The 19,805-nt window shown below is 39.2% G+C and carries 24 protein-coding genes and 1 pseudogene; 15 read left to right on the forward strand and 10 right to left on the reverse strand.

What is annotated here, in order from left to right; translation table 11 throughout:
* Positions 1 to 85: 85 nt before the first annotated feature.
* The 10 genes from C6Y03_RS00535 to C6Y03_RS00585 all read left to right on the forward strand — a co-directional run bounded on the left by C6Y03_RS00535 (position 86) and on the right by C6Y03_RS00585 (position 8,219).
* Positions 86 to 1,255: an FAD-dependent oxidoreductase gene (locus C6Y03_RS00535; RefSeq protein WP_106038660.1), complete on the forward strand. Its 1,170-nt coding sequence runs from the start codon at positions 86 to 88 to the stop codon at positions 1,253 to 1,255.
* A gap of 42 nt (positions 1,256 to 1,297) precedes the next feature.
* Positions 1,298 to 1,978 carry a TetR/AcrR family transcriptional regulator gene (locus tag C6Y03_RS00540; RefSeq protein ID WP_189318300.1) on the forward strand — a complete coding sequence of 227 codons (681 nt, stop codon included), beginning with the start codon at positions 1,298 to 1,300 and terminating at the stop codon, positions 1,976 to 1,978.
* Positions 1,979 to 2,140: 162 nt separating this feature from the next.
* Positions 2,141 to 2,791, forward strand: coding sequence for a helix-turn-helix transcriptional regulator (locus tag C6Y03_RS00545; protein WP_106038661.1), 651 nt, complete (start codon positions 2,141 to 2,143; stop codon positions 2,789 to 2,791).
* 11 nt (positions 2,792 to 2,802) lie between these two features.
* Positions 2,803 to 3,177 (forward strand): RidA family protein, encoded by a 375-nt coding sequence (locus C6Y03_RS00550; protein WP_041109273.1) that lies wholly within the window; start codon positions 2,803 to 2,805, stop codon positions 3,175 to 3,177.
* Positions 3,178 to 3,249: 72 nt separating this feature from the next.
* Positions 3,250 to 4,353, forward strand: coding sequence for a threonine synthase (locus C6Y03_RS00555; RefSeq protein ID WP_060596447.1), 1,104 nt, complete (start codon positions 3,250 to 3,252; stop codon positions 4,351 to 4,353).
* Positions 4,354 to 4,910: 557 nt separating this feature from the next.
* Positions 4,911 to 5,258 carry an ArsR/SmtB family transcription factor gene (locus C6Y03_RS00560; RefSeq protein WP_034660794.1) on the forward strand — a complete coding sequence of 116 codons (348 nt, stop codon included), beginning with the start codon at positions 4,911 to 4,913 and terminating at the stop codon, positions 5,256 to 5,258.
* 6 nt (positions 5,259 to 5,264) lie between these two features.
* The gene (locus tag C6Y03_RS00565; RefSeq protein ID WP_411266082.1) at positions 5,265 to 6,569 is read left to right on the forward strand and encodes an arsenic transporter; all 1,305 of its coding nucleotides are present in this window, start codon (positions 5,265 to 5,267) and stop codon (positions 6,567 to 6,569) included.
* Between the two features lie 14 nt (positions 6,570 to 6,583).
* Positions 6,584 to 7,003, forward strand: coding sequence for an arsenate reductase (thioredoxin) (gene arsC, locus C6Y03_RS00570; RefSeq protein WP_034660792.1), 420 nt, complete (start codon positions 6,584 to 6,586; stop codon positions 7,001 to 7,003).
* A gap of 215 nt (positions 7,004 to 7,218) precedes the next feature.
* Positions 7,219 to 7,527: a ParB N-terminal domain-containing protein gene (locus tag C6Y03_RS00580; protein WP_095285219.1), complete on the forward strand. Its 309-nt coding sequence runs from the start codon at positions 7,219 to 7,221 to the stop codon at positions 7,525 to 7,527.
* Between the two features lie 110 nt (positions 7,528 to 7,637).
* Complete coding sequence (locus C6Y03_RS00585) at positions 7,638 to 8,219, forward strand: GNAT family N-acetyltransferase (RefSeq protein WP_189318301.1); 582 nt, start codon at positions 7,638 to 7,640, stop codon at positions 8,217 to 8,219.
* 353 nt (positions 8,220 to 8,572) lie between these two features.
* Here C6Y03_RS00585 and C6Y03_RS19265 read toward each other — a convergent pair.
* Positions 8,573 to 9,107: pseudogene (locus C6Y03_RS19265) on the reverse strand (sugar O-acetyltransferase).
* A 319-nt stretch (positions 9,108 to 9,426) separates the two neighbouring features.
* On the opposite strand from C6Y03_RS19265, the gene C6Y03_RS00595 reads away from it, so the two are divergent.
* The 3 genes from C6Y03_RS00595 to C6Y03_RS19455 all read left to right on the forward strand — a co-directional run bounded on the left by C6Y03_RS00595 (position 9,427) and on the right by C6Y03_RS19455 (position 11,298).
* Positions 9,427 to 10,599 carry an MFS transporter gene (locus tag C6Y03_RS00595; protein ID WP_106038664.1) on the forward strand — a complete coding sequence of 391 codons (1,173 nt, stop codon included), beginning with the start codon at positions 9,427 to 9,429 and terminating at the stop codon, positions 10,597 to 10,599.
* A gap of 194 nt (positions 10,600 to 10,793) precedes the next feature.
* Positions 10,794 to 11,129: a hypothetical protein gene (locus tag C6Y03_RS00600; protein ID WP_034660789.1), complete on the forward strand. Its 336-nt coding sequence runs from the start codon at positions 10,794 to 10,796 to the stop codon at positions 11,127 to 11,129.
* Between the two features lie 43 nt (positions 11,130 to 11,172).
* On the forward strand, positions 11,173 to 11,298 hold the full coding sequence (locus C6Y03_RS19455; RefSeq protein WP_008343787.1) for a hypothetical protein: 126 nt from the start codon (positions 11,173 to 11,175) through the stop codon (positions 11,296 to 11,298).
* A 53-nt stretch (positions 11,299 to 11,351) separates the two neighbouring features.
* Here C6Y03_RS19455 and parC read toward each other — a convergent pair whose 3' ends face one another.
* The 3 genes from parC to C6Y03_RS00620 form a co-directional block, all read right to left on the reverse strand.
* Positions 11,352 to 13,790: a DNA topoisomerase IV subunit A gene (gene parC / locus C6Y03_RS00605; RefSeq protein ID WP_106038665.1), complete on the reverse strand. Its 2,439-nt coding sequence runs from the start codon at positions 13,788 to 13,790 to the stop codon at positions 11,352 to 11,354.
* A 2-nt stretch (positions 13,791 to 13,792) separates the two neighbouring features.
* Positions 13,793 to 15,760, reverse strand: a complete 1,968-nt coding sequence (gene parE / locus C6Y03_RS00610; RefSeq protein WP_106037731.1) for a DNA topoisomerase IV subunit B — start codon at positions 15,758 to 15,760, stop codon at positions 13,793 to 13,795.
* A 416-nt stretch (positions 15,761 to 16,176) separates the two neighbouring features.
* Positions 16,177 to 16,590, reverse strand: a complete 414-nt coding sequence (locus tag C6Y03_RS00620) for a CoA-binding protein (protein WP_106038667.1) — start codon at positions 16,588 to 16,590, stop codon at positions 16,177 to 16,179.
* A 154-nt stretch (positions 16,591 to 16,744) separates the two neighbouring features.
* On the opposite strand from C6Y03_RS00620, the gene plsY reads away from it, so the two are divergent.
* Together plsY and C6Y03_RS00630 are read left to right on the forward strand one after the other, a co-directional pair.
* Complete coding sequence (plsY, locus tag C6Y03_RS00625; RefSeq protein ID WP_060596428.1) at positions 16,745 to 17,326, forward strand: glycerol-3-phosphate 1-O-acyltransferase PlsY; 582 nt, start codon at positions 16,745 to 16,747, stop codon at positions 17,324 to 17,326.
* A 98-nt stretch (positions 17,327 to 17,424) separates the two neighbouring features.
* Complete coding sequence (locus tag C6Y03_RS00630) at positions 17,425 to 17,712, forward strand: HesB/YadR/YfhF family protein (protein ID WP_003210876.1); 288 nt, start codon at positions 17,425 to 17,427, stop codon at positions 17,710 to 17,712.
* Between the two features lie 39 nt (positions 17,713 to 17,751).
* Here C6Y03_RS00630 and C6Y03_RS00635 read toward each other — a convergent pair whose 3' ends face one another.
* The 6 genes from C6Y03_RS00635 to C6Y03_RS00660 form a co-directional block, all read right to left on the reverse strand.
* Positions 17,752 to 18,063: a hypothetical protein gene (locus tag C6Y03_RS00635; protein ID WP_034660782.1), complete on the reverse strand. Its 312-nt coding sequence runs from the start codon at positions 18,061 to 18,063 to the stop codon at positions 17,752 to 17,754.
* A gap of 3 nt (positions 18,064 to 18,066) precedes the next feature.
* Positions 18,067 to 18,489: an acyl-CoA thioesterase gene (locus tag C6Y03_RS00640; protein ID WP_034660781.1), complete on the reverse strand. Its 423-nt coding sequence runs from the start codon at positions 18,487 to 18,489 to the stop codon at positions 18,067 to 18,069.
* A gap of 103 nt (positions 18,490 to 18,592) precedes the next feature.
* Positions 18,593 to 18,835 carry a small acid-soluble spore protein Tlp gene (gene tlp / locus C6Y03_RS00645; RefSeq protein ID WP_106038668.1) on the reverse strand — a complete coding sequence of 81 codons (243 nt, stop codon included), beginning with the start codon at positions 18,833 to 18,835 and terminating at the stop codon, positions 18,593 to 18,595.
* 13 nt (positions 18,836 to 18,848) lie between these two features.
* On the reverse strand, positions 18,849 to 18,992 hold the full coding sequence (locus C6Y03_RS00650) for an acid-soluble spore protein N (RefSeq protein WP_008357830.1): 144 nt from the start codon (positions 18,990 to 18,992) through the stop codon (positions 18,849 to 18,851).
* Between the two features lie 51 nt (positions 18,993 to 19,043).
* Positions 19,044 to 19,169: an FbpB family small basic protein gene (locus C6Y03_RS00655; protein WP_003211002.1), complete on the reverse strand. Its 126-nt coding sequence runs from the start codon at positions 19,167 to 19,169 to the stop codon at positions 19,044 to 19,046.
* A gap of 71 nt (positions 19,170 to 19,240) precedes the next feature.
* Entirely contained in the window at positions 19,241 to 19,744 is a 504-nt protein-coding gene (locus C6Y03_RS00660) for a TlpA family protein disulfide reductase (RefSeq protein ID WP_106030942.1), read from the reverse strand.
* Between the last annotated feature and the right edge of the window lie 61 nt (positions 19,745 to 19,805).

The following is a 19,805-nucleotide window of genomic DNA, read 5'->3' on the forward strand; positions in this document are numbered from 1 at the left end:
CACTGTTCTTTAAGAACGATGTTCGTTATAATATAAATAAGATGTAGTTTTACACTACTTCCATAAAGAAGAGGAGATGCATACGATGCAGGCATTATCTAAAAAACAAAAGCAAATCGCTATCATTGGAGGAGGACCAGGAGGGCTAACACTCGCCTTAATTCTGCAAAATTACGGTATACAAACAACCATCTATGAACGGGAGATGCATGACAAGAGTCTTGAAAGAGGAGGCTCACTGGATATTCACGAAGAAACAGGTCAAAAAGCCTTAAAGGAAGCAGGAGTTTATGAGAAATTTCAAAAGAACGCTCGCTATGAAGGAGAAGATTTCCGGTTATTTGATAAAGCAGGAAGAATCTATCTAGACGAAGAAACTGAATCACATGAAAAAGGCACTCGGCCAGAAATTGATCGTGGTGTTTTGTGTAAAATGCTGTTAGATCAAATTGATGCTGAAAACATCAAATACGGATATAAACTAGATAGATGTGTTTCATTAGAAAACGGCATGACAGAACTTCATTTTGAAAACGGGGTTGTCGAGACGGTTGACCTTTTGATTGGAGCAGATGGTGCATTTTCTCGTGTACGTCCGCTGTTAACAGATATTGATATTGAATACTCCGGGCTCACGATGCTTGAACTGAATGTCCTCAACGTAGAGGTGAACCACCCTGATTTAGCTAAATTTAATAAACGTGGTAAAATGTTTGCTTTAGCTGATCACAAAGGAATTATTGGTCAGTTAAACGGAGATGGACGAATAAAAGTGTATGCAAGCCTTATGGTAGAACGCAGCTGGATCGAGACTTGTGGCATTCCATTTAATCAAGCGAATGAAGCGAAAGAACCATTATTAGAGTTATTTAGTGATTGGGATGATCAGCTGAAAAATTATATTCGTTATGCAGAAGATGTCATCATTCCAAGACGTATTTATACGCTTCCTGTCGGTTTTAAATGGAACCGTCATAAAGGAGTAACGCTTATCGGTGATGCAGCTCATCTCATGACACCATTCGCAGGTGAGGGTGTAAACATGGCGATGTTTGATGCAATGGAGCTTGCACTTGCTATTGTCCGACATCCTAATGATATTGAAAAGGCTATTGAAGAGTACGAAGAAATGATGTATGAATATTCATCGGAAAAGGCTCATGAATCGGAGAATAGTTTAAAACTGTGTTTTTCAAAAGACGCTGCGGTCAAGCTTGCAGATATGATGAATTCTTTTCAAGTAAACGGTGATTGATGCTCAATTTACTATTTTACTTTGACATGATATAAAGAGAGTATGAACAATTCAAATCGTCGTATTATAAGTCGCCGGTCTCGGCCGGCTAAAGAGCCCTTAAGCCGTGAGCTTATTGTTAAAACTGCCTATGCGCTTCTTAAGGAGCAAGGGATAGAGGGCATGAGTATGCGTAAGGTGGCTAAAGCATTGGATACGGGACCTGCATCCTTGTATGTCTACGTGAACAATTTTCAAGAACTAAGTGCTTACGTATTGGATTATGGTCTCGGCCAAATGGTTTATCCAGATTCAGTGGATGGCACATGGAAAGAAAAGTTATGTGAAATATTGCATACTTATTTCCTGCTGCTATTTGAAAAACCTGGTCTTGCTGAAATTTCTCTTTCCACCATTCCACAAGGAACGAACTTTCTTCAGTTGACCGAACATATCCTCGCTGCATTGTATGAAGGCGGGATCAAATCTACATCCGCTGCATGGGGAGTAGACCTGTTACTGTTATACGTATCTTCCGTAGCTTACGAAAAGGTCTCTTGGAAGAAACAAGGCTCTTCGCAGATTTCAGACACAAAAAAAGCATTTCATGATGCAGACAAAACGCGTTTTCCTTTCATTCATAGTGTAAAAGAAGAAATGTTTGCAGGTGATCCCGTATCAATGGAACGGTTCCGATGGGGAATTGACGTCATTTTGTATGGAATCCAGAAAGAAAGCAATTAGAAAGGAGCACAAGCAAAAAGCAGTCAATGGCTGCTTTTTTTATATGGTTATTTTCACATTTGTGATCTTGTGAGCATCATGATATATAAATAAATCTATATATTGTTTTTATATATAAAAAATTATATAATCTAGTGGAATAAAAAAATGAGGTGCTTAGGCATGGAACATATGAAGAATTTATTAGCGAGTTATATTCCTTTAGCAAAATCTACTGCAAAAATGTTTGGACCAAATTGCGAAGTGGTTATTCATGATTTAACGAACCCTCAAGCATCTGTCATGTTTACAGTAAATAACCATGTGACAGGAAGAGAAATCGGCCAATCATTTGATCATCTAGTAAAGACTGTATTACAATCAGAAGATTTTAAAGAAGATTATCTGGCTGGTTATACATTTGTAACAGAAGATAAGCGTACGATTCGTTCTTCGACTTCATTAATACGTGATTCAAAGCAAAAAGTGATTGGTGCTTTCTGTATCAATTTTGATGTTGAAGCACTAAATCAAATGCAGCAATTTATGGATACTTTTCTTTCTACACAAGTGGAAGCTCAAGAGAAAGAAACAACATCAAATGATGATCTTGAAAATGTGGAAGAAATAGTAGATCAATTGATTCAACAAATCATTCAAAACAGCGTTCACCCAGTCATGAAACGCCATGAAAAAATTGAACTAATTAAATTTATGGATGAAAAGGGCATCTTTTTAATGAAAGGATCTGTTGAGAAGGTCGCATCTATGTTAGGCATTTCCAAAGTAACCGTCTATAGCTATTTAGATGAAATCAAAAATAAATCGAGGTAAGGAGTGTCAAAATGAAAAGCATACTCGAGGTAGGAAATCTAAAATCAAACGGACACTATGCATTCGCAACCATTCATCAAAACACGGTCTATGTTTCAGGACAATTTGCCATCAATCCCGAAACGAGAGAAAAAGAGTTCGGCCACATTGAAGAAGAGACATTACAAGCGCTTAAGAATGTAGAGATGATTGTAGAGGCTGCTGGAAGTAAAAAAGAGAAGATCTTGCGCATGACATTATACATTTCGAATATTCATTTATGGGACAAAGTAGATGCTGTTTATACTAATTTTTTCGGTGAACATAAACCAGCACGTACTATTGTACCAACGAATGAATTACATTTTGGTTTCAAAATTGAAATTGATGCCATTGCATATATTTAAGATATTTTTTTGCCTACTCTATATAAAAAATTATATTTCATATAAAATAATATTCGAAGGGGTAGATGATCGATGAATCAATTGATTTGTAACCATTGCGGGAGAAAGTATGAGATGACACCAACTCTATGGAAATGTGATTGTGGTGGAGTATTAAATCTGGTGAAAGATACTCCGAAAATAGATGTTGCAGCTTGGGATCACTATCCAAACTCATTATGGCGTTATGTTGAAACCATGCCATTTTCAAAAGGTTCTAAGACTTGGGAAACTGTCACAATGGGGGAGGGTCAATCACCTTTAATCGTTCTAGATCCTAATGAGCCAAACACTTATGTAAAAGTTGATTATATGATGCCGACCTTATCCTTTAAAGACCGAGGAGCCGCTGTTTTGATGACAAAAGCTAAGGAACTCGGGGTATCAAAAGTGATTGCTGATAGTAGCGGGAATGCAGGAACGGCGATTGCAGCTTATGCAGCACGTTGTGGTATTGCCTGTGACATCTATCTAAGCGATGAAACTTCGCCTAAAAAGGTCGCTCAAATAAAAGCACATGGAGCAACGATTAAAGAAATTCGCGGTACACGAGAGGACATTGCAGCTGCGGCACAAAAGGCAGTAGACAATGAAAACGTTTTTTATGCAAGCCATGTGTATAATCCTTATTTTTTTGAAGGAACAAAAACATATGCCTACGAAATCTATGAGCAACTAAAAGGAGCACCTGATACTTTAATCATTCCGGTTGGAAACGGTACTCTCCTCCTAGGTGCATATTATGGCTTTAAAGAGTTATTTGAAAATGGGCTCATTCATAAAATACCGAAAATCGTTGCCATACAAGCGAAAAACTGTGCACCACTTGTGAAAGCTTATCAAAATGCGAAAGGATTAGCATCGCCTGTGACGAATAAAGGGACCTTAGCAGAAGGGATAGCAATTGCAGCCCCAGCTCGCTCCAAACAAATTTTAGAAGCTGTACAAGATACCAATGGTACGTTTATTGATATTAAAGAAGATGAGATTCTAAATGCACGCTCTAAACTAAGTGAGAAAGGATTTTATGTGGAAGTGACATCTGCAGTTAATTTTGCTGGCTACATGAAATATCAAAAGGAATCAGAAGAAACCATTGTCATACCTCTTTGTGGTGCAGGGATTAAATCAAAATAACCCTATTAGAATTGTCTCTCTTTGAAAATATGGAAATCCGCCATTGCGAAGCAGATTGGTCTTACACCGACTTCCATTTGAAAACTATCAAGATGACATCATTCCATTGCTGGATCTTTAGGATTCTGATAGTTACTTAATACCAGATGTGTGTAAGACCGTTGCAGTTAGATTGCGTCAACTAATCCGCACTTGGCCTGATGATGATATAGATAAAAAGAACGCTCTCTATTTGGTAGGAGGAATGGAGCTAGCGCATCAACAAAATGAGCCATTGGGATTTATATAAGAATAGGAATTGTCATATGACAGACCATTGAAAGAAATGTAGATCCATTTTATGCTTTATAAACAATAGTCAAATAAGGATTCTACAATAATCAATTTTTTTGATGAATAAAAAATAAAAGAAAAAAACATTAATCAATAATTTTAACGCGAATAAATTTTTGTTCAAATCATATAATCAATTGATTATATAAGTATTCAGTTATATAATATTGGAGGATTTGATAACAGGGACCGTCACCAATATTTAAAAGAGGGAGGGAATCATTGTGACTTCAGATGTTTCAATTGGTTTGTTACATATGTCGAATTGTTTAAAAATACTCAGTGATCAAACAAGACTCATTATGATGAAATTGTTTTTGGAGAAGGAATATTGTGTTTGTGAACTGGTAGATATGTTCGAAATGAGTCAACCAGCGATTAGTCAGCATTTACGAAAATTAAAAAAAGCTGGATTTGTTCATGAGAACAGAAAAGGGCAGTGGCGTTATTATTCAATCAATACACTGTCTCCAGAATTTGAGACGATTCGTATCATCTTAAATCAAATTGATAAAGAAGATGACCTTTTAAAAAGTATACAACATAAAGCAACAAACATTTCTTGTTCGTAAGGAGGGATGGGTTTGAGTTTTGCCGTTTTATCATTACTCATATTTTTGTTAACTTTGGTATTGGTTATTTGGCAGCCAAAAAATTTATCCATAGGGTGGTCCGCATGTGGAGGGGCCGTTTTAGCATTAATCGTAGGTGTTGTGAATGTTGACGATGTGATCACCGTGACAGGCATCGTTTGGAATGCGACTTTAGCTTTTGTTGCCATTATCGTCATTTCACTCATACTTGATCGAATCGGCTTTTTTGAATGGGCAGCATTGCATATGGCAAAGGCTGCAAAAGGCAGTGGGCTGCGTATGTTTGTGTATGTGACCATCCTTGGTGCAATCGTCGCTGCTTTATTTGCAAACGATGGTGCAGCACTTATTTTGACACCCATTGTTTTAGCCATGGTCAGAGCATTACACTTCAATGAAAAAATTGTATTCCCTTTTATTATCGCGAGTGGGTTTATTGCAGATACAACTTCGCTTCCCCTTGTCGTAAGTAATTTGGTGAACATTGTAACAGCCGACTATTTCAACATTACGTTTATTGAATATGCATCCAGAATGGTCGTTCCAAACCTTTTTTCATTGCTAGCGAGTATCACTGTACTGTACCTTTTCTTTAGAAAGAGTATACCTAAACGCTATGATCTGACTGAGTTAAAGCACCCTAGTGAAGCAATAAAAGATCCAAAGATGTTTAGATTATCTTGGTATATATTAGCTTTTTTATTGATTGGTTATTTTGCAAGCGAGTTTTTATCTATACCTGTATCGGTCATAGCTGGTGTGATTGCCATTTTATTCTTGGTCATTGCACAAAAAAGCCCTGCTGTTCAAACAAAAAGCGTTCTAAAAGAAGCACCATGGGCGATCGTATTCTTTTCCATAGGTATGTACGTTGTTGTCTATGGCATGCGGAATGCAGGGCTCACTGATGCTCTTTCAAGCGTGATCCAAGCTGTAGCAGATAAAGGTTTATTGGCAGGGACTCTTGGTATGGGTTTTATCGCAGCAATTCTTTCATCTGTCATGAATAATATGCCGACGGTCATGATCGATGCATTAGCCATATCCGGTACCGATACACAAGGAATGATGAGAGAAGCGTTAATTTACGCAAATGTCATTGGTTCAGATTTAGGACCAAAAATTACGCCCATTGGCTCCTTAGCAACACTACTGTGGCTCCACGTCCTTTCTCAAAAAGGTGTGAAGATTTCCTGGGGGACATATTTCAAAATAGGAGTCATTTTAACTGTACCAACACTATTCATCACACTTTTAGCTTTGTATTTCTGGCTATTGATTATACATTAAAGGAGACGATCAACATGTCAAAGAAAACAATTTACTTTTTATGTACCGGTAATTCTTGCCGCAGTCAAATGGCTGAAGGTTGGGCTAAAAAACATCTTGGAGATGAGTGGAAGGTCTATAGCGCTGGTATTGAAGCTCATGGATTAAACCCGAATGCTGTAAAAGCAATGAAAGAAATAGGGATTGATATATCTAATCAAACGTCTGATCTGATTGATCAGAACATATTGCAAAATGCTGACTTAGTCGTCACACTATGCGGTGATGCAGCTGATAAATGCCCGATGACTCCACCTCATGTCGAACGTGTCCATTGGGGCTTTGATGATCCAGCAAAAGCAGAAGGAACAGAAGAAGAGAAGTGGTCATTTTTCCAAAGGGTAAGAGATGAAATTGGAGATCGATTGAAACAATTTGCTGAGACTGGAGAATAATATCTTTTATATTGTGAAAGGAGACATCAATTCAGTGGATTGCGATGATCGAGTATGCAAAAATTCTATGGGATTGGCTAATAAGTCAAGCAAAGGAAAATGAGTGTGAACAATTTCATTTAGATTCTGGTGTTCATAGGCATGATGCACATAGATTCTACCTTAAAGTTGGATTAGATATTACTTGTCACCATTTTCAAATGTCTCTTTAACAAATGGAAGGTCAGCATCGATTAGGTGGAATTAAGTTATATTTAGAAGAAACAAATGCATTCATTAATGTGCCATTTTTAGCTTTTCATTATTTGGAAGATGAAGAAGAGATCAGTTTATTTGATACTATCAACACTAAAGCTAAAGGTATAGGGTCTTCTTTAAGCCAATATCTAAAAATGGACTCAGAAGATTTGAGTTGGGTGGCAGCACAACTTATTATCCAACCAGACAGTCCATTTCATGATTTAGGAACAATTGTAGGCATGAGAACAACTTCTAAATGCGTTACTTTACAAACACATTTATAATACTCTCGTCTATTTAACAAAGCAGAACAAACTATCTGAGTTGTCAAAAGAAAAATTACTTAGTTGATATATATAACCATACCAAAGAAGAAAAGGAGAGAAGAAGAATTATGGAGATAACGCCTGTAGTATTAATAGGAGATAGAGTAAAGATACAACCTATGGAAGATTATCACGTACAGGAATTATTTGATGCGGGAAACAATCCAGATATATGGGCACACATGCCAATGAGGGTTCAATCGATTGAAGATATGAAGTCCCTTGTGAATGGAGCACTTCAAGCGAGAGAGCAAGGAAGCGAATTTCCTTTTGTTATCTTCGATAAGAATTCGAGGAAAATTGTGGGAAGCACTCGTTTTCTTAATATATCCATACCAAATCGTAACTTGGAAATTGGTTGGACATGGCTGTCTCCAACTGTTTGGCGAACTAGAATAAATACAGAATGTAAGTATCTTCTTTTGAAACACTGCTTTGAAACACTTGGGACAATCCGTGTTCAGTTGAAAACAGATAGCAGAAATGTGCGGTCTCAGCAGGCAATTGAACGGTTGGGTTTGGTAAAAGAAGGGGTGCTTCGAAATCATATGGTTATGCCTGACGGTTATTTAAGAGACTCTGTGTATTACAGTGTAATCGACCAAGAATGGGTGCTAGTGAAGGACAAATTGGAGAGTATGCTACAATAATCTCGTATTTTCGAAGTGTTGCTTATAAAACTAAAGGGTGCTTTGACTTAACAAAGGAGGTAGCTGCGGCACCTCCTTTTCTTATTGAACAAACGGAGCAACTAACTTTACTTAAACAATTATGACCCTAACGAAAGAGGCAGTTGGAGATGGATAAGAGGGACTGTACAACAATGGATCCACATTTACCTTCTAGTACATATGAAGCTATGAAGACGAAATCTTATTCATTTCTTTTTATTAGTTTACATAATATATATTCTAGGAAGTTACAGCACAAATGAATTTCTCTTGTCTCAAATCTAAGTATACTTATCTTATTGAGACAAAAAAGAAAAAATCAAAATCCTTGTTTATTCGCCAGATTTTAATTCACCAAGATATTTTATGATTTTCGCAGGATTTCCGCCAACCACGACGTTTGCTGGAACACTTTTTGTCACAACGGCACCAGATGCTATGACAGCATTGTCGCCAATCCATACGTGGTTTCCAATGGTGACTGGTTTGCCGAATTCAATGCATTTTGCACGTTCTATCGGGTCAAGCGGGTGTTCAGCCGTATAATTATGTACATTCGGACCTAATAAACAGTGATGTCCAATGGTAATTTTGCAAACGTCTAATAATACTGCATCAAAATTTGCAAAAAATGCTCGCCAACCTCGATATTGTATCCGTAATCGCACTGCAGCCTTCCTTCAAAAACGACATCATTTCCGCAAGCGCCTAATAATTCCTTTAAAATGGATGTTCTTTTTTCTGGCTGATTGGTTTGCTGGTATGTAAATGTCAAATGTCTCGCTCTTTTTCGATCTGCAATTAGGGTTTGGTCACACTAGATACATAATGTTCTCCTTGGATCATTTTTTCCTTTTCACTTTTCATGTTGATCCTCTCCTCCCCTTCTATTTATCCTGATACATCATTTGGTAACCAATTGACCATTCGACATATTCCAAATGACGTCTGAACCTGTGATAGCGCTGCCTTTAAGTTTGTTTGTACATTTCTGGCTCAATCCCGTCTCCTTTCACCGACATGCTTCCTCCCCATTATGTTTATTTTAAAGAATTGGGAAGGCAAGATTTCTTTTGACTAGAATTGTTCATGTTCCTGCCTCAAGTTATTTACGAATCAGCCCATCTCATTTATAATCGAGTAGATTTGTTCAGTGACAGATACATCTTTAAATGTGAGGGATTAGATGGAATTAAAGTGGTATAAAGCGATTATAGTTATTTTCACGATGTCTGGTATTTCCATCTCTACATGGTTTTCACGGACACCGGAAGTCAGAGATTTATTACAAGCCAATACAGGAACGATGGGACTTATTTTACTTGGCTTATCCGTTGGTTCAATTGTCGGGCTTGTTCTTTCAAATGTATTTGTTCGAAAAAAAGGCGGCCGCGTGGCGATTGTGATCAGTGCTTTTTTGATGTTCCTTGGATTCACCATTCTTGCCATTGGTTCAACACTCTCTTCTATCTTTGTCGTCACTGCCGGTCTATTTCTTTTTGGAGCAGGCTCAGGTATGTGCAATGTGGCGATGAACCTAGAAGGGACAGAAATTGAATACAGTATCAAGAAAACCATTTTGCCTATATTGCACGCTTCCTTTAGCATTGGCACTTTAATTGGAGCAGGAGCTGGCATTCTTTTTATCCATCTAGGGGTCTCTGTGCTGAATCACCTACTTGTCATTGCCCTTCTTTTCTTTCTCAGCATCTTGATTTGCACACGGTTTATTCCGCACGGTACAGGAAAGGATCAGCATGAGAAGCAGTCGGATACAATAGATGATACTCAAACGCCATGGCTGAACAAACGAACGGTCTCTCTTGCGATGATCGCCTTATGTCTTGCGTTTGTCGAAGGGTCTGCCAATGATTGGATTCCACTTGCAATGGTGGATGGCTACCAGGTTTCACATTCCATGAGTACAGTCATCTATGCTTTATTTTTATGCGGGATGATTAGCGGCAGACTAATCAGCGGACGTTTGATCGATCGTTTCGGCAGGGTGTTATTGCTAAGAATTGCGATTTTATCAGCCGCCGCCGGACTATTTCTGGTCATTTTAAAGATTTCACTTGTTGTATGTATGATATCGATCTTTTTATGGGGACTTGGCGCTTCTTTAGGCTTCCCGCTAACCATTTCTGCAGCTGGTGATGATAGCCGGTACGCCGTGAAACGCGTCAGCATTGTGACCTTATCAGGTTATACAGCCTCTCTTTCTGGGCCGCCTATATTAGGGCTGCTTGCCAATCAAGTAGGACTGCTTCATGCCTTTATTTTTGTTTTATTCGCCATATGTATTGCAGGAATCTTTACAAAAGCTGTAGCAAAACCGCGTTCATTACAAGTTCACTAAAAGTGTCTGATCCTCGATCATGGCACTTTTTTTAAATTTAAAAAATAAAATTGAAACCTTTCATGAAGTGAAACAGTCCTATAAATGTCCTGATGTTTATCGCTTTTTTAAAGAGGGAAAGTAAAAAAATAAGACTTTTCAAATAACAGAAAACGTGGTAAGATCATGAAAATAAACAGGAAGGGGTGAGAAAAATGAAAAAAAATATGCTGCTAAAATTAGCTGTCTTATTTATAGCACTCGCAAGTTTTCATTTGTTCTCAATGCCTCATTCCGTTCAGGTATACCATCATGCAAAGGTGGTTGCCGATCAAGAATCACATGAAATGAAAATCGCTCAGACAATGGGCGATGAAAAGAAACAAAAACATGTGAGCGCAGTATTTGCCGCATTTACAGTACTGCTGATGATTGGCAGTATGACAGCTGGATTTGCACGCATCACTCATACTGATCAATTTGACCGGAAAAAGAAGCATTTACTTGCAGTATTCTATCAATCTTCTTATTTCCGACTATCTCGTGTTTAACCCAACCATCTAAATCAAAACAAAAATTGGGAGGTTTTACACGATGTTATTTTTCTTAAGAGTATTCATTCTAGGTCTATTCTCTGTCACTTCACTTTCTCTTTTCGTCTACCAAGGAATTGAAGTAGTGCACGCCATTACAAGCATGTTTGGCAACCACGAGAGCTAAATGACCCGTATATAAAAGAAACCCCCTGTTTATCGCAGGGGGTTTTCGTTTGCTTATTTATTGTCATCTGGCGCAGGTTGAGGTGTGACAAGGACATGTGTTACTTCTCCCTGCTCTTCCTCATCTACAATAAATGATCCATTGCTATAGCGGTCATTCGCTCTTAAAGTAGAGATATCAAGCGGAATCGTTGCACCCTTATCCGTATCAATCTCAAGTGTATCGTGCAGTGATGCAGCAATAACAGCCACAATACGGTGCGGGTTTTTCTTTAATTCTCTTAGCATCAGAACTCCGCGTTTGGCTCTAGATGTTTTATCAAATTCAGAGAGGTTCATTCGCTTCACAGCCCCTCTTTGAGTCGTCAGCACGAGGACATCGTTTTTCGGATCAATGATCTGGCCAGAGACTACTTCGTCCCCATCCTTCAAGTTGATTCCTTTGACACCAGCCGCTCTCGGACCAACAACACTTACTTCTTCTTCATCAAACCACAATCCATAGCCATTCTTCGTCGCAATAAACAATTCCTGCTGTCCTGTTGTCACATGAACATCCACGAGTTCATCGTCCCCTTTTAGGTTCAAGGCGACAAGCGGTTTCGAATAGCGCTGCGCTTTATATTGAAGAAGCTCTGTTTTCTTCACCATTCCACCTTTTGTAAAGAACAGAAGATACGACGTTTCATCAAATTCTTTAATTGGTATGGCTTTTTGAATTGATTCATCACGATCAATTGAAATGATATTCGTAATATGCTGCCCCATGTCTTTCCAGCGTATGTCTGGCAGCTGATGAACTGGACAATAAATATAGCTCCCTTTATTCGTGAACAATAGGAGGACATCCGTTGTATTCATTTCAAACTGATGAATCAGGCGGTCTGTATCCTTCATGCCAAAGTCCTTACCGTTAGATGCAGCATAGGAGCGCTGACTTGTCCGTTTGATGTACCCATCCTTCGTCACCGTGACGTAAACATCCTCTGAGGCGATCATCACTTCAAGGTTAATCTTAATTTCTTCGATTTTTTCCTCAATGACAGATCGTCTCTCATCAGCATATGTCTTTTTGAGCTTTTTCAAACTGTTTGTAATGACCTTTAGCAACTTTTTCTCGTTACCTAAAATGTCTTCAAGTTCTGTTATACGCACATCAAGCTCACTAGCTTCGTCTCTTAATTGCGTAATATCCGTATTCGTTAAACGATATAACTGGAGGGAAACAATCGCTTCTGATTGTGCTTCTGTAAAGTCATATTTCTCCATCAAGTTGTTTTTCGCATCTCGCTTATCATTAGAGGAACGGATTGTGGCAATGACTTCATCTAAGATGGAAAGCGCCTTAATTAATCCGTCTACAATATGGTGGCGTTCCTTCGCTTTTCGAAGCTCATATGCTGAGCGGTTCGTCACCACTTCTTTTTGATGGGTAATATATGCATCAAGTATAGTTGTCAGCGTCATTAAGGTTGGTCTACGATTATGTATCGCCACCATATTAAAGTTATATGGAATTTGCAGATCTGAGTTTTTATATAAGAAATTCAAGACACCATTTGCATCTGCTTCTTTTTTCAGCTCTACCACGATTCGAAGCCCAGTTCGGTCAGTCTCATCTCGAACCTCTGAAATTCCTTCAACTTTTCTTTCAATTCGGAACTCGTCCATCTTTTTGACAAGATTGGCTTTATTCACTTCATAAGGAATTTCTGTGATCACGATTTGCTGGCGTCCGCCGCGGATGGTTTCAATTTCCGCTTTTCCGCGAATCATAATCTTTCCTTTTCCTGTTTCATAAGCCTTCTTAATGCCGTCGACCCCTTGAATGATACCGCCTGTTGGGAAATCTGGACCTTTGATGACTGTCATTAAATCCTCAACCGTACAATGCGGCTGTTCGATTCGTTTAATGACACCATCAATCACTTCTCCCAGATGATGCGGCGGGATATCGGTGGCATAACCTGCTGAAATCCCTGTTGATCCATTCACGAGAAGGTTTGGAAACATCGCTGGTAAAACAACTGGCTCCTTGCTTGTATCATCAAAGTTTGCGACAAATTCGACCGTTTCCTTGTCTAAGTCCTTTAATAGCTCTGAAGCAATGGCAGAAAGCCTTGCTTCCGTATAACGCATGGCAGCAGGCGGATCTCCATCGATACTCCCGTTATTCCCATGCATCTCAATGAGCACATTTCGTACTTTCCAATTCTGACTCATTCTCACCATCGCTTCATAAACAGATGAGTCACCGTGCGGATGATAGTTACCAATCACGTTACCGACTGTTTTCGCGGCTTTACGGAAGTTTTTATCTTGCGTGTTTCCTTCTGCGTACATCGCATATAAGATTCTTCGTTGTACAGGCTTTAGTCCATCTCGCGCATCTGGAAGCGCACGGTCTTGGATAATATATTTACTATAGCGACCAAACCGGTCTCCGATCACTTCTTCTAATGGTAAATCATGAAATCGTTCTTGTTGTGCCATGTTTAAACCTCCTCAGCTAGCGACAAGTTTTCATTTTCAAGAATGTTGCTTTCCTCATCTAGTCCAAAGGCGACATTCTTTTCAATCCATTTACGTCGTGGTTCTACTTTGTCACCCATCAATGTCGTGACGCGGCGTTCCACACGTGCAGCATCGTCGATTTTGACCCTGACAAGTGTTCTCGATTCTGGATTCATTGTCGTTTCCCATAGCTGGTCGGCGTTCATTTCACCTAAACCTTTATAGCGCTGAATCGTGTACCCTTTTCCAACTTTCTTCAGTACGTCATCCATTTCTTCATCAGACCATGCGTACTCAATGATTTCTTTTTTCCCTGAGCCCTTGCTGACTTTATATAAAGGCGGTAGTGCAATAAACACTTTGCCATGCTCAATCAGCGGCTTCATATAGCGGTAGAAGAACGTCAGTAGAAGCACTTGAATATGCGCTCCATCTGTATCAGCATCTGTCATGATCACGATTTTGTCATAATTGATGTCTTCTACATTAAAATCGACACCGACGCCTCCACCGATCGCATGAATAATGGTGTTGATTTCTTCATTTTTGAAAATATCAGCAAGCTTCGCTTTTTCTGTGTTGATGACCTTTCCACGAAGCGGCAGCACCGCTTGGAATTTACGGTCACGCCCTTGCTTTGCTGATCCGCCCGCTGAGTCGCCCTCTACTAAGTACAATTCGTTTCTTGCCGGGTTTCTAGATTGAGCAGGTGTTAATTTTCCGCTCAGTGTTGCTTCGGACTTTTTCCGTTTCTTGCCGCTCCTTGCTTCTTCACGTGCTCTTCTAGCAGCTTCTCTTGCCTGCTGCGCTTTAATCGCTTTTTTCACAAGAAGAGTGGCTGTTTCCCGGTTTTCTTCAAGGAAATAAGCCAGCTTTTCAGAAATAACAGCATCAACAGCCGAGCGAGCCTCACTTGTCCCAAGCTTTCCTTTTGTCTGGCCTTCAAATTGAAGCAGTTCTTCAGGAATTCTGACAGAAATAATGGCTGACAGTCCTTCGCGAATATCAGTGCCTTCTAAATTTTTGTCTTTTTCTTTTAGAAGGGCTACTTTGCGCGCATATTCATTAAAGGCTCTCGTCATCGCCGTTTTGGCACCAGACTCATGCGTACCGCCATCTTTTGTTCTGACGTTATTGACGAAAGAAAGAATATTCTCCGAGTAGCCGTCATTGAATTGAAAAGCAAAATCTACTTCGATGGATTGATGCTCTCCTTCAAATGAGACCACTTCACTCAGAACATCTTTTTCTTCATTTAAATAAGCAACGAAGGCTTCAATGCCTGTCTCATAATAAAAGGTTTCTTGTACATCATGTCGTTCATCAATCAGCTCTATTTTTAATCCTTTTAATAAAAAGGCAGATTCTCTTAAACGTTCTGATAAAGTATCGAAGTTATAGGTCGTGACACTGAACATAGTTGGATCAGGTTTAAAATGAATCAGTGTTCCTGTTTTTTTCGTTTTTCCGACTTTTTCAAGTGATGTGGCAGGCTTTCCGCCGTTTTCAAAGCGCTGATGATAAATAAAGCCGTCGCGTTCAATTGTGACAGTGAGCCATTCTGACAGCGCGTTTACTACAGATGCCCCAACTCCGTGAAGCCCACCACTTGTTTTATATCCGCCTTGACCAAATTTTCCGCCTGCGTGAAGGACCGTTAAAATGATCTCAGGTGTCGGTTTTCCAAGCTTATGCATACCAGTAGGCATCCCGCGTCCTTTATCTTGGACGGAAATGCTGTTATCTTTATGTATTTTGACAACGATATGATCTCCATGGCCAGCGAGTACTTCATCGACAGAGTTGTCTACAATCTCATAGACAAGGTGATGAAGACCGCGTGAATCCGTAGACCCAATATACATCCCTGGACGTTTACGGACCGCTTCAAGTCCCTCTAGCACCTGAATAGAATCATCGTTATAATCTACTTGCTGCTTTTTAACCAAATGCTTAATCCCCTTTCACTAACAAACATAACCGGCAAACCATCAAATGATCTCTCTAGATTTTAATGATGATCATGCTGCTCATTACTGTCCACTTTAATAAGCTGCATCATCACCATGCATGTGTGAATCAACAAAACATGCTCTTTTGCACGGCTATGAGAAATGTTCTACATTCTGCAATCAGAACTAGAAGTCCATTATAAACAAGACTGTTTGATAAGCCAAATGCAATCATATGATGGTTTTCACAAAACAGAACAAGCGTTCTACCTTTATCTTATCGCTCTTTTTCTTGATATGCAAGGTCACCGCTATGTCCCTGTCGCCTTATTTTATCGCTTTCTTCTAGAATCGCAAATATATTTCTGCAACAAAAAAGCAAAAATCCTTGAAAACCAAGGATTTTTGACGATTTAATGAGTTTTTGTCATTGCATGAGCCACCTTGATACATAAATCCATGATGGCGACCTTGCCATTTTCCTCAATCAGCCTTTTCGCTTCCTCGTGATAGATGCCTTGCTGCGCCCAAAAAACAGGTGCGTCCATTGCAAGAAATTCTTCTGCCACCTCGGGCAAAAACTCTGAACGTCTAAAGACATTGACGATATCAACAGGATCTTTGATGTCCTTTAAAGAAGCGACTGCTTTCACACCAAGTGCTTCATCAATCGTTGGGTTCACCGGAATGATCTCATATCCGGCATCTTGCATCGCTTTAGACACCATATAAGACGTTCGGTGCGGCTGATCTGATAATCCAACAACAGCAATTCGTTTACTGCTCTTTAATATACGGCCAATTTCTTGTTTCGTAGGATGATTCATCCAAACACCCCTTTTCCTCTATTTTAGCGAACTTCTGCTTAAAAACAAAGCTGAATCCATCTGCTTTTGATTTTTTCAAAAAAAGATCCCCATGTTTTTCATAAGATCATGTTAAAATGTAAGACAAGAGGGAGAATATAAAGGAGTTATGCAGATGTTAATTGCTTTGATGTTTATTTTGGCTTATCTTCTCGGCAGTATTCCATCCGGTCTCATTGTCGGGAAAGCTGCAAAGGGTATCGATATCCGTGAACATGGCAGCGGAAACCTAGGTGCAACGAATGCATTTCGTACACTTGGCGTAAAAGCAGGGTCTATCGTGATTTCAGCTGATATTTTAAAGGGAACCCTTGCTTCTGCTTTACCGTTTTTCATGCAACTGGACATTCATCCCTTATTAGCAGGAGTTGCTGCTGTTATCGGTCACAGCTTTCCTGTCTTTGCAAAATTTAAAGGGGGAAAAGCAGTCGCTACATCTGGCGGCGTGTTATTATTTTATGCCCCATTCTTATTTATCACGATGATCGCTGCTTTTTTCTTATTTTTATACATTAGTAAATATGTTTCACTATCATCTATGCTGACCGGTATCTATACATTCATTTACAGCATTTTCACCAAAGACGTATTCTTAATCATTGTTGTTGCCGTTCTAGCTGGTTTTGTGATCTACAGACACATCGCCAACCTCAAACGAATCCTCAACAAAACTGAACCGAAAATCAAATGGCTCTAGCCGTTTCATAAGTTTCATTATGTGGTAAAAGGAAAGAAAAGCTGTTTTTGCATCCTGCATTTAAAAAAACAGCATGACTTCAAAAAGGGGCGATCACATTGAAATTAACGATAAAAGAAGATGCACTCAATTGGTACAAGGATGAACTAGATTTAGAAAAAGGTGATCAAGTTCGCTTTTTTGTGAGATATGGCGGGTGCAGTAATGTACAAAAAGGCTTTTCTCTCGGCGTCGCAAAAGATGAACCTCAAAATGCCGGCGCAACCGCTGAAATAGAAGGTATTACTTTCTTTGTTGAAGAAAGTGATATTTGGTATTTTGACAACCATGATCTGCATATTGATTATAACGAGTCCGTGAAAGAACCAGAGTTTCATTATGAATAAACAAAAAAGATACCTCATCCCTCGGGTATCTTTTTTGTTTTATCCTTCAATATATAGCCCATACTCATGAATGTTTCCTAAAGACCGCTCCTTTTGCAGGATTCTTTTTTGTGGTTCACCAATCAAGTCAAAGTGTGGAAACCCTGCGCGGTCATGAATCCATTCTTTTTTGAGTCCATGTTTTTCTCCCCACTCAATTAACTGCTTCATATCCTGACAGGCTGCTTTAGTGACGGTATTGGCATGCGGGAAACGGTCATCAAGCCAATAATGGGTTAAAAAGGCCAGTTCTCCTTGCTGGACAGCTGATTTCCACGCATTTAGATCGCTTCTTTTAATACCAAACGCCATGAATTAAACCTGCTTCTTCGACTGTTCGTATACTTTGTGCCAGGCAGGAAAAGCTTTTCTAAATTGAATAGGTCTAAAGGTTTCTTTGTCTACACAAATATGTGAGGTTGTCCCTGTAATCGCTGTTTGCCCATCAGGCTTTTGAATTTCGTAGCCATACACCGTTTTGAGTCCATTGTATTCTTCAATCCACGTATGAACTGTCGCTGTTTCACCGTACAGCAATGGTTTTTTATATTGCACCTGTAAATCTATAACGGGTGCAAGAGCGCCGTCTGCTTCTAGCTGCGCATAGGAAAATCCTAATTCTTTAATCAGTGCTGTTCTGCCGACTTCCATCCAGATTAAATAATTGGCATGATACACGATGCCCATTTGGTCTGTTTCTGCATAACGGACTTCTATTTCTTTTTTAGATACATACACGTTTTCATCGCTCTCCTATCAAAACCTAAGGTCTCTGCCATTTTACCACAATCGAAATGGTTCTTCTAAAAGGAGGCAATAAAATAAACCAGGAATCCCTGGTTTATTCGGTATAGCCATTTTTTCTTGCTGCTTCTTCGTCCTTGATCTCAGAACGCATGGCATCAATACTCATTTTTCTATTTTCATTTTTTTGCTTGATCATCTGTTTTTCTTGATCTGTCGAAAAGGCCATCGCTGCTTCAGATTCATCGATATTGTCAAGGGTGTTTTCGATCATATCTTGCAGCTTTTCAACATTATCAGAACGATCATCTGGATTGGATTGATATGACTTTCCATTCATCATGATTCCCTCCTTATTCGCCCTTCGTCTGTATGACATCAGGCTGTTCATTTGATTTATTATGCATCTTTTTTCCTTTATTACGTTTGTATGCTACAGGTTTTGTCCCTAAATGGTCTGGTGTAAACTGCGCTTGTTTATCATGCTCTCTGCCCATCATTCATCCCTCCCTCTTCTTTAGGATGAACGAAAAAGGATAATTCATAACTTATTTCTGTCTAAAACGCTCTTCCAACTTTTCTTCAAGCTGGTTTAAAAATTCCTCATTGCTTAATAATTCTTTTTTATTTTCAAGTACAAGCTCTTCAAATGTACGTCGTTTTCTTCTTCTCATTGTACTCACCTCCAGTGTTTGTATTTCATTTTCGCCAAAACATTTAGAAAATAAGCAAAAAAGCTGAATCATTATAGACCCAGCTCTTGCTCAATTTCTTTTTTTGTCAGCATTTGATGCTTTACAGACACGATTCGTCCTTTTTCATCTAATATGTATGTCGTGGGGTATGAAAGCACCTGATATCGTGCTTGAATGCCTTTTTGATCCAATAAAATAGGAAAGCTCAGCTTTAATTCATCTGCAAATGCTGCAACATGATCTACACTTTTTTCAGTGGTCGTCAAATTCACCGCAAGTACTTCGACCTGATCATATTCGCTTCTAATTGCGTCTAGATCCGGCATTTCTGTCCTGCATGGCTTACACCATGTCGCCCAAAAATTGACGAGCACCTTTTTCCCTTGATAATCAGATAACGAGGCCGTTTGACCATCTAGGGTTTTAAGTTCAAAATCAGGGGCTTGATCCCCTTTTTCAAGACCGATTGCGGGCTCTTTTGGTTCGAGTAAATTCCACACAAGTAAACCAATCAACACAAGTAAAACAGCGCTTGCCATTCCTTTTTTCCACATGATTGATCCTCCACTATTTTAAAAAAGAAGAGAAAGCTGTCTAGGCGCCTTCTCTTCTTTG

The sequence above is a fragment of the Bacillus sp. LNXM65 genome, assembly GCF_002998575.1.
Classification (GTDB): domain Bacteria; phylum Bacillota; class Bacilli; order Bacillales; family Bacillaceae; genus Bacillus.